Raw genomic sequence first — 12565 nt, 5'->3', positions numbered from 1 at the left:
ATCTTAAAATATGAACGGAACATTACAACAATTTACAAAAATAAGACCGGGATATTACCTTTCGCTTTTTCGGAGCTGCTCTTATTTTACTATGGATCGGAATTTTCAAATTTACACCGACGGAAGCCAATGCTATAAAACCTTTGGTGGAAAACCATTTTCTCACTTTTTTCGTCTATGATTTTATGGGCGTTCAGGCTGTGTCAAATGCTATCGGAGTGATAGAAATTATCATTGCCTTTTTACTGATATTTAGTGTGAAATTTGCATTTCTGAAAAGATATGCAGGAGTGGCAATGACCATTACTTTTCTAGTGACATTAAGCTATTTGTTTACAACACCGGGAATATGGAAAATAGTGGATGGAATACCTGTTACAGATTTTTTTATCCTGAAAGACGTGATGTTTCTGGGATTTGGATTAACACTGTTTCAAAATAATTAAAAATGAATAAAAAGATAAATATGAAAAATATACTTATAATGCTTGGAATTATTCTGGGTATAGCCGTATTTGCTACAAAATCAGGGTTTTTAAATTCAAAGCCCAAAGAAGTAAAAAAAGAAAAAGAAAATCAAGAAATTATGGACAATAAAAACGTAAGAGAAATTTATTTTGCAGGCGGGTGTTTTTGGGGAACAGAACATTTTTTTCAACAGATTCGCGGAGTTGTGGCTACCGAGGTAGGTTATGCTAACGGGAAAACCAACAATCCAACTTATGAAGAAGTGGTAAGTCATACAACAGGTTTTGCGGAAACCGTAAAAGTGAAATATGATGCCACTCAGGTTGACCTGAAATTATTAATTGATCTTTATTTCAAAACCATTGATCCTACAAGTCTGAACAAACAGGGAAATGACAGAGGAGATCAGTACAGAACCGGAATTTATTATACCGAAAAAGGAGATGATGTTGTAGTAAAAGAGGAGGTTCAGAAATTGGCTAAAAATTATAATAAGCCGGTGGTGGTTGAAACCATTCCGTTGAAAAATTTTTATAAAGCGGAAGATTATCACCAGGAATACCTGGATAAAAATCCGGGAGGTTACTGTCATATTGAACCGGGACTTTTTGAAATGGCGAGAAATGCAAACCCACTTCCAAAGGCAAAATATCAAAAACAGGATAAAAAAGTTTTAAAAGATAAGTTATCTCCGGAACAATACAGGGTAACTCAGGAAAACGGAACAGAAAGACCATTCCAGAATGAATACTGGGATGAAACCCGTGAAGGGATCTATGTAGATATTACAACGGGGGAGCCTTTATTTATTTCAACAGATAAATTTGAATCCGGTTGCGGATGGCCAAGTTTTTCAAAACCGATTACTAAAAAATTAATTGATGAAAAAATGGACAGGTCTGCCGGAATGACCAGAGTGGAAGTAAGAAGTAAAACCGGAGATGCCCATTTGGGGCACGTTTTCAATGACGGCCCGGCGGATAAAGGAGGCTTACGCTACTGTATCAACAGTGCCTCACTGAAGTTTATTCCAAAAGCGGAAATGGAAGAAAAAGGATATGGAGAATACATTTCTCTGCTGGATAAAAAGTAAATAATCAAGTGAAAGTAAGGCTGTCGAAAGACGGCCTTTTTTGTTTTAAGTTATACGCAAAGCCGCAAGTTTTTTAAATGTGCTATGCTTTAAGGCGCAAAGAAGTTTAATCATATGCTATTGAGAAAAATAAATCACGTAGAAATTTATAGCCGAAAATCTATGATTTTCTTGCGTCTTAAAAACATAGGGTAGGACGGTCATCTTTTGCGACTTTGCGATTAACTAATTCATTGCATTTGAAATCTTTCTTTAATACTGAGTATAGAAAGATTCAGCAATATTAAGAAACTGAAAATAATAAGAAAAACTTCTCCGGGTAGTTTTCTTAAAACATCTTTAAACTTTTCATAGCCTTTGGGCTCAATAAATTTTAAATAAGCTTCTCCATTATTTTCAACTCCGGAATCTATAGCAACAATATAATCATTACAAAGCAAACAAGGCTCGGAATTCGGATTTATATAAGAATGAATAGCAAAAAGATGTCCCGTTTTTTCAATATCCAAAGTATATTCTTCCTGTTCTGCAATGATCATGTCGTTTAACAGAGAAACGAAATCACCATAGGTATTCTTATCACCCAGAATGAATTCAATTCCGGTTTCTTTTTGATTTCTTTCTTTAAGTTTTTTGATTTCTGAAATATAAAGTTGAGAATTCGCTTTTGCAGCATTCGGATCTATTTTTACCTTTTTGTAATTCCATTTTCTCATTGGCTCAAAAGAAATTTTGTTATTAATATCACCTCTGGACCTGATTTTAGCAGGAAGTCCGATATCAATCATATTAAGATTGATGGTGTCGAATTTCTGATTTCCATAATACCAAAACAAAATCGGAATCAGCAAAGCACTGATTAGTCCCGGAACGTAGTAAACCTTTTTCAGGGATATTATTTTCCAAAATCCAATGAAAATTTTAAGCCAAAAAAAGTGATCCGAACGAACCACTTTAATTTTTAGATATTTAAAATTCATTGATTTTTTAGCCAAAGTCCTACCAATCTCTTTTTCTCAGGATCCAGTAAGAACCAAAAATAAATATAACACACCAAACCAAACATGCGATCATACTTTCCGTAGGGTAATGGAATTCATATTTTAATCCCATCATTTTGGCCATATTCAGCCTCATCATAGGATTGGGAATAAGGCTCGACATGCTTTCCAGCGGGAGAAGGTGAGTGATAAAAAAGTCATTTTGAAGCACTTCATTTCTCTGAGGGCCCTGCATTCCGCTTACCTTTGAAAATGTTTCTATGGCTGTCAGAATACTTTCACCGATCCAGAAAACAAAGAATGCAAGAAAAACAAACACAGATTTTCTCAACAGAATGGAAAGAAACATCAGGAAACAAAAGAAAGTAAACAGCTTTACAAAATAGTTCCCGATAAAGAAAATTTCTTTAAAAACCATTCCAGATTCTGTGGTATTGGAATATTGATATCCCAGCAAGATGGTAATTAAGAATACAATTAAAGTTGATACAACAGTAAAAATACCTATAGTTAATAACTTGGAGCCAATAAATTCGTTCCTGCTTAATCCGTCAATGGTATTTTGTTTAAACATCCTGTTGCTGAATTCCTGTGAAATGGAAAAAACGATGATTAGTCCCAGGAAGATTTTCAGTAAAGCAACAATCCATGTAGTGAAATTCCAGATTTCAGGAAAATTGTAAATCCCCTGTTCTTTTAAATTGATGGTTGCCCCGAAAAGGTCGAAATCAACCAGCCCAATGAAAAGCAACGCAATTAAAATAGCAAAATACAGGATGGTAAAAACCCTAAATGGTCTGTAGTTCAGGTTTTTGTAATATTCGAGTTTTAATAATTTAAGCATGGTTGTTTGTGTTTTTTACAAGTTCAAGGAATTGAGTTTCAAGAGACAGCTTTTTCTTCGTTAAATGAGACAGGAAAATCCCTCTTTCCACAAGTTTCTGATTCAGGGCTGATGCAGAAACGGAAGCGTCTTCGCGGATCTGTGCCTTAATAATTTCGCCGTCAGATTTAACGGAAGTAAACCACTGCAACTCTTCCAGTGCATTTAAAAGCTGAGTATTATTATCCGCTTTTAATTCAAAATAACCTTTATTATTGGTCATTTCATCCACTCTTCCGGAGTAGATCGAATTCCCTTCTTTAAGTACGATTACATGGCTGCATATCTTTTCAATCTCATCCAGAAGGTGACTTGCGATGATAATCGTAATACCCTGTTTGGCAATACTAGAGATAATCTCCCTGATCTGAATGATTCCTTCAGGGTCAAGGCCGTTGGTAGGCTCATCCAGAATCATCACTTCAGGATTGTTGAGCATTGCGGAAGCAATAGCCAGACGCTGTTTCATTCCCAGTGAAAAAGTTCTGAAAGTATCTTTTTTTCTTTCAAAAAGACCCACTGTTTTTAAAACTTCATCAATCCTCTCGTAAGGAGCATGTTTGATCTCTGCTACTATTTTCAGATTGGTTTCAGCGCTGAGGTAAGGGTAGAAGTTGGGCTGTTCAATGATTGCACCTATTTTTTTCAGTGTATCAGGGTCGGTGCCTTTCTTTCCAAACCAGTACCAGTCTCCACTTGTAGGGTTTATCGTTGAAAGAAGCATTCCGAATGTTGTTGATTTTCCACTTCCGTTGGGTCCAAGAAGACCATAAACATTACCTCTTTCCACATCAAAAGAGATATTGTTTACTACGACTCTCTTAAATTTCTTAGTCAGATTTTTGACTGATAAAATTTTCTCCATGTAATTTGTTTTACATAGTAGTAGTCTATATAATTTACGAAATGTTACAAGAATAGATTAAATTGTCTGAAATTTTTAAGATTAAAACATTAATTTTGATAGTATAATTTGTGAATATGAAGTTAATCGAACTTGCAAAGGAATTGAATGTTTCGGCAGAAGCTATTAAACAGTTTATACAGGATTTTGATCTTGAGCCGGGGATCTGTGTCAGTACAAACTTTGAGGTGAAAACAGATTTTGAAAAATTTGCCCGTGAAAATGTAGATTTTTTGAGACAGTATGAAAAAGACCTTGATAAGACCAAGACTTTGGAGGAAATAGCGAAAACCATTAATCAGCCTAAAGAAAAGGTAGAAAAAGCCATAAAAGAAACCAATCCGAATATTTTTGATAACGGGTTTTTCCGTTCTTCTATTTCCAGCTACGGAATTGACAATAAATTAGGCGGGAATTACCAGTTTGTATACAATTATTTTGGACATAAAACGAGTCTTCAGCATAGAGATTTTATTGGATACAGAGATCTTTTTTTCTATATTTCAGGAGTTCTGGAACCCTTTTTAAATGAGCGGCAGATCAAAGACTGGGGAATTAATAAGCCGGCAGGAATTATTTTATACGGTCCTCCGGGAAGCGGTAAAATTTTCTGGGCCAATAAGATTGCGGAGATTATAGGTTACCAGTTTAAGGAGGTAAAGAAGAATTATCTGGGAACTTCTTTTGTAGACGGAAATAAAACTGATTTTAACGATTTTCTGGTGACCATGATGAGCCAGGATAAAGTGCTTCTGTTTCTTGATGATTTTGATGAAATTATGATGGAAAGAAAAGCGGAAACGGATGTGGCTTCCTGCAACCTGGAAACCCAGGAAATGATTCTTCACTATATCGGAAAATTTGAACAGGAAGGTCTATTGATGGTGGGCTCTGCCAATTCGGTATCTGAAATAGATGAAGAAATTCTGGCTCCGGGTAGATTTGATGTGATGATTCCGGTTTTTCCACCCAATGCAGCAGAGCGTTCTGAAATTATTCTTTATGCGATGACCAAAGGATTGGAGAATGATTCCCTGCTTTATAAAATCCTTAAAAATAATAAGGCGGATAAAGTTCCTTTCTGGCACGGAGTATCCTCCAGAATGAAGGTTTTCAGCAATACCATGCTGATTGATTTTACACAGAGCCTGAAAAAACGTATCAAAAACCTTTATCAGAGAACCAAAAATGAAAATCTGAAAATAGACCAGAATCTTCTGAACGGAGCCTTAAGAGATGCAACCGGAAAGCTTACCGAAGAATATCTGGAGCAGATTGCAAGATTTTTAGCTGATGCAATCATTAATAACCTTGATGATTTTCAATACAGGATACAGGCTTTAAGAACTGAGCTTGAAACCTATAGAGTGGTAGAAGAGCCGAGAAGGGAAATCGGTTTTCACCATAATGGAGAAGAAACGGATAAAAGTTGAGCATTTAGAGCTATGAGTTGAGAGTTATGAATTATGAGTTATGAGTTATGAGTTATGAATTATGAGTTGAAAGAAAAACCTTATGGCAAATATTAAATTAGCCGTTAATATATTAATGATTCATAATTCATAACTCTCAACTCATTACCTTCTTTCCCACCAATTCATAATCTCTTCCGTTACCCGATCTACATCAAATTCAAAGGAATAATAACCATAAGTAATGATCAGTTCGCTCTCTATGGCTCCTTTTATTTTTTCCGGTAGAGCACCATTTTCAAGATGTTTTAAAATTTTGTGGGTAACCAGGTCAATCTGGCTTTCAGAGGCGTTGGGAATCATATCCAGGAAATTGATAATCTTTTTAAGGTTTGTAAAATTGCCGCTGGATTCATTAATTAATGTGTTCATGCTCATTTGTATTTTTAGATTATTAGTTTTGATAAATGTAAATATAGCTAAAGATTAAATTTATTTTATCCTTATTTTTGCAAAAAAGAAAAAATTCGTGATTAATAACGACCAGATAAAACAAGTTCAATCCAGAATTGAAGACCTTCATAAATATCTTCAGATTGAAAAAAAGAAGATAGAGATTACCAATGATGATGAGAAAACAGCAGCTCCCGGCTTCTGGGATACTCCGAAAGAGGCGGAAGCGTTCCTTAAACAGCTTCGCTCTAAAAAGAAATGGGTGGAAGATTACGAAGATATCAATACCCAGTTTGAAGACTTGCAAGTATTGATGGAATTTGCAAAAGAAGATCCGGATTCTGAAAAGGAACTGGACGAAGCTTTCCCGAAACTGGTAGAAAAAATTGAGGACCTCGAATTTAAAAATATGCTTTCCAATGAAGGGGATGAGCTTTCTGCCGTATTACAGATCACAGCCGGAGCCGGAGGTACGGAAAGTTGTGACTGGGCTTCCATGCTGATGAGAATGTACACCATGTGGGCAGAAAAACAAGGCTATAAAATCAGGGAACTCAATTTTCAGGAAGGTGAAGTTGCCGGAGTGAAAACCGTTACCTTGGAAATAGATGGCGAATATGCTTTCGGATACCTCAAAGGAGAAAATGGTGTGCACCGTTTGGTAAGAATTTCACCTTTCGACAGTAATGCCAAGCGACATACAAGTTTTGTTTCTGTATATGTTTATCCGTTGGTGGATGATACTATTGAAATCAATATCAATCCTGCGGATATCAGCTTTGAAACAATGAGGTCTTCCGGTGCTGGCGGGCAGAACGTAAATAAAGTGGAAACAGCAGTACGCCTTCGTCACGCCCCTACAGGAATTATTATTGAAAACTCAGAATCCCGGTCACAGCTTCAGAATAAAGAAAAGGCTATGCAATTGCTTCGTTCTAGGTTATATGAAATGGAGCTTGAAGAACGAATGAGAGCCCGAAACGAAATTGAGGCCAATAAAATGAAAATCGAGTGGGGAAGCCAGATCAGGAATTATGTTATGCATCCTTATAAGCTGGTAAAAGATGTACGTTCCGGGCATGAAACGTCTGATGTGGATTCTGTAATGAACGGAAACCTTACCCCATTCCTTAAAGCGTTTCTGATGGCAGATGGGACGGCAGTTTCCGATGATGATATGGACCTATAAATATCATGTTTGAATTTTAGTTAAAATCTTATAATATATTTCCGTTTCAGATTTTTTAAGCTTACTTTTGTTACTTATCAATACGTATGGAAGATTTCAATAGTTGGAAGGATTTATTAAACCCTGAGTTTTATATCAAAATGGGTGGGTTTTGGCTGATTTTATTTATTGTTTTTGCTGAAACAGGTCTGTTTGTAGGATTTTTTTTACCGGGTGACTCTTTATTATTTGTTTCAGGAATTTATGCCGTTGAAATCATCAAAGAGACTTTTGGTTCCACAGGGAACGATTTTTTAGATACAACCATTCTGGCAACAAGTGTTTCTCTTGCCGCTATCATAGGAAATGAAGTGGGATATTATTTTGGAGTAAAAACAGGTCCTACATTATATAAGAAGCAGGATACAATGCTTTTTAAGAAAAAATACCTTTATCAGGCTCATAATTTCTTTGAAAAACATGGTGCTTTGGCTATCATAATGGCAAGGTTTTTACCGGTGGTAAGAACTTTTACCCCTATTGTAGCGGGAATCGTGAAAATGGATAAAAAAGAATTCTTAAGAGATAATATTATCGGAGCTGTTCTGTGGTCATTCCTTTTGATCTTTGCAGGGCATTATCTGGATAAATTATTTATCGAGCAGTTCGGAATCGATCTGAAAAAGAAACTGGAACTTATTATTTTAGTAATTGTATTAGTAACAACACTGCCGGTGATTATCAAATTTTTATTTGGAAAAAAAGAAGATTTTTCCAAATATGAAGATCAGGATTTTGAATAACTATAAAAGTTAAAGTATAAAAGCTGTTCCGGAAGGGGCAGCTTTTTTTAGAGTTATGAATTATGAGTTAAGAGTTAAGAGTTATCAATGTTAATGGATAATTTAACATCTACCGTCAGACCTTCTTTAAACTCTCAACTCTCAACTCTCAACTCTTAACTCATAATTCATAACTCATAACTCTTCACTCCTTAACCCATTCCAGAATATTAGGATAAATAATACTGTCTCTTTTCCTTTTACTGAAAAATCTGGGTGCGTGTCCCGTGTTTTTCATAAAGATCAGTTTATGAGGTATATTTTGACTTGCCAGGGCGGAATCTAATGCTAAGCCCTGATGCTGATTTACCAGAAAATCCTGATTTCCCTGAAATAAAAGGGTAGGAACATTGGTAATATTGGCAATGGGACTTGCTTTTTTAAATTCTTCAGAGACATTTTTACGGTTAAACTTTGTACCTACCACTTTCTGAACCGTAGGGGATGTATATTTTGAATAAAAAGAACGTAAATATTCTTCGGAATAAAAATCGGTTGGGCCGCTCAGAGAAATGATTTTTTTAATCTGGTCCGGATTCTGGTAGCCGTATAATAAGGCAAGGTGACCGCCCGCACTTTCACCTAAAAGGATGTAATGATCAGGCTGTAATTCTGCTTTGTCGGCCAATGAATTAAATTTAGTGATTACTGAGCGTATATCTTCCAGCTGCTCCCGGTAGGTGATCTTCTTTGATTTTGAGACCGGCCTGTAGTTCATATTAATACTTGGAATATTATGATTAAACAGCATTTTCTGAATCTGGATCATATGCTCTTTCCGTCCATATTTCCAGGCACCACCGTGTACAATCAAAACAACCGGGGAATCTTTGGCATATTCTGAAGGTAGAAAGACATCCATTTTCTGTCTTTTATGTTCACCGTATTTTAAATTGTAAATTTTTTGCTGGTTATTGGTCCCTACCCAGACCCGGAATCTGGAATTACATGAATTGAGTAAAAAGCTGATACATCCTAAAACAAAAAAATGATATCTGAGAACGAGCTTTTTCATAGGTTAAATGTACACAAATATAGTGGTAAAAAGTAGTCGGGGTCTTATGATTTTTCTCTTACTGAATGTTGATTTTTAGCTTGAAAAAATAAATTTAATTCTCATCTCTTTTTTGATATGATTATCTTTTCTTTGTTAAATTCATTCTAAAAGAAAATGAAAACTAGAATTAAATAACTATTTTTGTCCGACTTAACATATATTAAAAAAAGATTAAAATAATATGGCATCCGGTTTCTTTGCAATTTTAGATGATATCGCGGCTTTGATGGATGATGTGGCCGTTACAAGTAAACTGGCAACACAGAAAACAGCAGGGATTTTAGGAGATGATTTAGCTGTAAATGCGGAAAAAGCCACCGGATTTCTTTCTTCCCGGGAATTGCCGGTTTTATGGGCGATTACAAAAGGTTCTTTCATCAATAAATTAATTATACTTCCTGTTGCGTTTTTGCTTAACTGGCTGTACAAGCCGGCGATCGAAGTTATTCTTATCCTGGGAGGTCTGTACCTGGCATTTGAAGGTATGGAAAAGATTATCGAATTTCTGTTTCACCGTGCCAAAAAAGGGCATGAAGTGGTAGAAGAAAGCACGAAAAGTGAAGATTCTGAAGACTCTGAAAAAGCAAAAATAAAATCTGCGATTACTACAGACTTTATCCTTTCCATAGAAATTGTAATTATTGCTTTGGGAACTGTGATCCAGGAAAATCATCCTTTGCTGACCCAGATTCTTACGGTGACTTTTGTTTCGTTTTTAGCAACGGTAGGGGTTTACGGAATCGTTGCTCTGATTGTAAGAATGGATGACGCCGGGTTTAAGCTGATCAGAAAAAGCAATGACAAAGGTTTTTTTTCAAAATTAGGACATTTATTGGTCAAAGCCCTGCCGGTTATTATTAAAATGTTGGGAGTAGTGGGCACCATTGCTCTGATTCTGGTATCGGGAGGCATTTTTGCTCATAATATCCATTACCTTCATGAGTTATTTCCGACCTGGCCATCCATATTGAAAGAATTTACATTCGGAATTGCAGGTGGGCTTGCAGCTGTAGCTATTTTTACCCTGGGAAAGAAAATATATTCCCTTGTTATCCGCAGATAGATTTTGTCTGTAAAACTTCAGAATATCAGTTATATTTAAAATATGAGGAGAAGTTTATCCATAGATGTACTGAAAATCATACTGGCATTTTTTGTCGTTTTTTTACATATGCATCTTTTGAGAGATTCTTATCCGAAGCTGAGCTATGTATTGGTTAACGGGCTTTTTAGAATTGGAGTGCCGGTTTTTCTGATTATAACGGGATATTATTTCTATCATATCGATACTGCCGGTAAACTGAAAAAATGGCTGGTAAGACTATTTTTACTGTATGCGCTCTGGTCGGTTATCTATATTCCGTTCTGGAAAGATGATGATTCATGGATACTGAATGTGATTTTTGGTTACCATCATTTGTGGTATCTGATCGGGACTTTTTTTGCAGGCATTATATTGTTTTTTTTAAGAAAGAAATCTACCGTTACTCTGGCTGCAATGAGCCTGATATTATTCTGTTGTGGATATGGTATTCAGCTTTTGGGAAATCTTCACCCTTTCCCTGGAAAAGCAGATTCCACTTTAAATGCATATCCATTGTACCGGAATTTTTTATTTGTTTGCTTTCCCTTTCTTTCAATAGGTTTTCTGATTAAAAAGCTGAATACAGAGGTAAAGTTAAAGCCTTCATTGTTCCAGGTTCTGCTGGTAACCGGGTTGGTTATTTTTGAAGCTTTTTGTAATTATCAATTTATTGGATTAAACAAAAAAGATAGTATTGATCTGCTTTTTTCATTGATGATAGCCTGTCCTCTAGTGTTTTTATATGGCAAAAGTAAAGTACTGCTTTCTGATTCTAAAATTTTAGCGAACCTATCTACAGCAATTTATCTGGTTCATCCACTTCTTATGAAGCTGATGTTGGGAAGGCATTTCTCCGCTTATGAAACTGCTGTTTTTATAGTGGTATTGCTGATAGTAAGCATACTTCTGGTATATGCCAACAGGAAAATAAAATATCTGCTTTAAGCTTACTTATATTTTCGTTGAGGCTTGAAATAAAAAAAGAGACCTTTAATTAAGGCCTCTTAGATATTTTTAATTGAATAAATCTTTCACTTTGTCAAAGAAAGTTTTTTCTTTTCCGGAAGGTTCTGCAACCATTTCTCCGCTTGACATCTGGTTTTCGAAGAATTCTTTCTGTTCTTTTGTCAGCTTTTGCGGTGTCCATACATTGATATGAATAAACATATCACCTTTACCATAGCTGTCGATACTTGGAAGGCCTTTTCCTGCTAATCTTAGAATTTTTCCGGACTGTGTTCCAGGTTCGATCGTGATCTTCACTTTTCCGCCAACGGTAGGAACTTCTTTTTTAGTTCCCAATGCTGCTTCTGCAAATGAAATGTATAATTCCTGGTGAAGATTGTCACCTTCTCTTTTGATTACTTTATCTACTTCCTCTTCTACAATCACCAATAGATCTCCAGGGATTCCACCGAATGGAGCGTCATTCCCTTTTCCTCTTACATTAAGCTGAATTCCGTCTCTTGCTCCTGCTGGAATATTGATTGTGATTTCTTCTTCATCCTTTACCAAGCCTTGTGCATTGGCACCTGGCGGGATTTTATCCGCAACTTTTCCGATTCCCTGACAGGTTCCACAGGTCGTCTGGGTTTGCATTTGTCCGAACATGGTGTTCATTACTTTCAACTGAACCCCTGAACCGTTACATGTAGGACAGGTTTTTGAAGTGGCGCCTTCCGCCATCTTCATTTTCTTTACTTTAAGAGTCTTCTGGGTTCCGTTCACCATCTCTTCAAGATTCAGTTTAATTCTGATCCTTAAATTAGAACCTTTCACCTGCTGACGTCCCCCGCCGCCAAAACCACCGCCACCGAAATGACCACCGAAAATATCTCCAAACTGGCTGAAAATATCTTCCATATTCATTCCGCCGCCGAATCCTCCACCGCCGAATCCTCCGTTTCCGCCAACACCTGCGTGACCAAACTGGTCATATCTCGCCCGTTTCTGGTCATCACTTAATACTTCGTAAGCTTCAGCAGCCTCTTTAAATTTTTCTTCGGCTTCCTTATCTCCCGGATTTTTATCAGGGTGAAATTTAATGGCCATTTTACGGTATGCTTTCTTTATTTCATCGGCTGATGCAGATTTGCTGATTTCAAGAACCTCGTAATAATCTCTTTTTGACATGACAATTTATGATTGATTATTGATAAATGATAATAAAAATTCAGAGAGGAAGAAGTAAATATAAACC

Annotated in this window: 12 protein-coding genes and 1 pseudogene; 7 read left to right on the top strand and 6 right to left on the bottom strand. The window is 36.2% G+C overall.

Annotation, left to right across the window (positions count from 1 at the left end; genetic code table 11):
* Positions 1–10: 10 nt before the first annotated feature.
* Both PMI13_RS08330 and msrB read left to right on the top strand, forming a co-directional pair.
* Positions 11–446, top strand: a pseudogene (locus PMI13_RS08330) (DUF417 family protein).
* Positions 447–466: 20 nt separating this feature from the next.
* On the top strand, positions 467–1561 hold the full coding sequence (gene msrB / locus PMI13_RS08325; RefSeq protein ID WP_007842663.1) for a peptide-methionine (R)-S-oxide reductase MsrB: 1095 nt from the start codon (positions 467–469) through the stop codon (positions 1559–1561).
* A 230-nt stretch (positions 1562–1791) separates the two neighbouring features.
* Here msrB and PMI13_RS08320 read toward each other — a convergent pair whose 3' ends face one another.
* The 3 genes from PMI13_RS08320 to PMI13_RS08310 are packed head-to-tail and all read right to left on the bottom strand — an operon-like array spanning position 1792 to position 4310.
* The gene (locus PMI13_RS08320) at positions 1792–2541 is read right to left on the bottom strand and encodes a hypothetical protein (RefSeq protein WP_007842661.1); all 750 of its coding nucleotides are present in this window, start codon (positions 2539–2541) and stop codon (positions 1792–1794) included.
* Positions 2542–2560: 19 nt separating this feature from the next.
* On the bottom strand, positions 2561–3406 hold the full coding sequence (locus PMI13_RS08315; RefSeq protein ID WP_007842659.1) for an ABC transporter permease: 846 nt from the start codon (positions 3404–3406) through the stop codon (positions 2561–2563).
* Entirely contained in the window at positions 3399–4310 is a 912-nt protein-coding gene (locus PMI13_RS08310; protein ID WP_007842658.1) for an ABC transporter ATP-binding protein, read from the bottom strand. The genes PMI13_RS08315 and PMI13_RS08310 overlap by 8 nt, the downstream gene beginning before the upstream one ends.
* A gap of 116 nt (positions 4311–4426) precedes the next feature.
* Here PMI13_RS08310 and PMI13_RS08305 point away from each other — a divergent pair, with 116 nt between their 5' ends.
* Complete coding sequence (locus PMI13_RS08305) at positions 4427–5782, top strand: ATP-binding protein (RefSeq protein ID WP_007842656.1); 1356 nt, start codon at positions 4427–4429, stop codon at positions 5780–5782.
* Positions 5783–5926: 144 nt separating this feature from the next.
* Here the strand turns inward: PMI13_RS08305 and PMI13_RS08300 are convergent, their stop codons facing one another.
* The gene (locus PMI13_RS08300) at positions 5927–6193 is read right to left on the bottom strand and encodes a hypothetical protein (RefSeq protein ID WP_034670240.1); all 267 of its coding nucleotides are present in this window, start codon (positions 6191–6193) and stop codon (positions 5927–5929) included.
* 97 nt (positions 6194–6290) lie between these two features.
* On the opposite strand from PMI13_RS08300, the gene prfB reads away from it, so the two are divergent.
* Both prfB and PMI13_RS08290 read left to right on the top strand, forming a co-directional pair.
* On the top strand, positions 6291–7403 hold the full coding sequence (gene prfB, locus PMI13_RS08295; protein WP_007842649.1) for a peptide chain release factor 2: 1113 nt from the start codon (positions 6291–6293) through the stop codon (positions 7401–7403).
* A gap of 86 nt (positions 7404–7489) precedes the next feature.
* On the top strand, positions 7490–8185 hold the full coding sequence (locus tag PMI13_RS08290) for a DedA family protein (RefSeq protein ID WP_007842647.1): 696 nt from the start codon (positions 7490–7492) through the stop codon (positions 8183–8185).
* Between the two features lie 184 nt (positions 8186–8369).
* Here the strand turns inward: PMI13_RS08290 and PMI13_RS08285 are convergent, their stop codons facing one another.
* A complete protein-coding gene (locus PMI13_RS08285; protein ID WP_007842645.1) occupies positions 8370–9239 on the bottom strand; it encodes an alpha/beta hydrolase in 870 nt (289 codons plus the stop codon).
* Positions 9240–9462: 223 nt separating this feature from the next.
* On the opposite strand from PMI13_RS08285, the gene PMI13_RS08280 reads away from it, so the two are divergent.
* A complete protein-coding gene (locus PMI13_RS08280; protein WP_007842644.1) occupies positions 9463–10344 on the top strand; it encodes a DUF808 domain-containing protein in 882 nt (293 codons plus the stop codon).
* 42 nt (positions 10345–10386) lie between these two features.
* Complete coding sequence (locus tag PMI13_RS08275; RefSeq protein ID WP_007842643.1) at positions 10387–11310, top strand: acyltransferase family protein; 924 nt, start codon at positions 10387–10389, stop codon at positions 11308–11310.
* A gap of 69 nt (positions 11311–11379) precedes the next feature.
* On the opposite strand, the gene dnaJ is transcribed toward PMI13_RS08275, so the two are convergent.
* A complete protein-coding gene (gene dnaJ, locus PMI13_RS08270) occupies positions 11380–12498 on the bottom strand; it encodes a molecular chaperone DnaJ (protein ID WP_007842642.1) in 1119 nt (372 codons plus the stop codon).
* Positions 12499–12565: the final 67 nt, after the last annotated feature.

It is taken from the genome of Chryseobacterium populi, assembly GCF_000282115.1.
Classification (GTDB): Bacteria; Bacteroidota; Bacteroidia; order Flavobacteriales; family Weeksellaceae; genus Chryseobacterium; species Chryseobacterium populi.
Note: the sequence above shows the minus strand (reverse complement) of the source record. Positions and strands in the feature narration are given on the sequence as shown.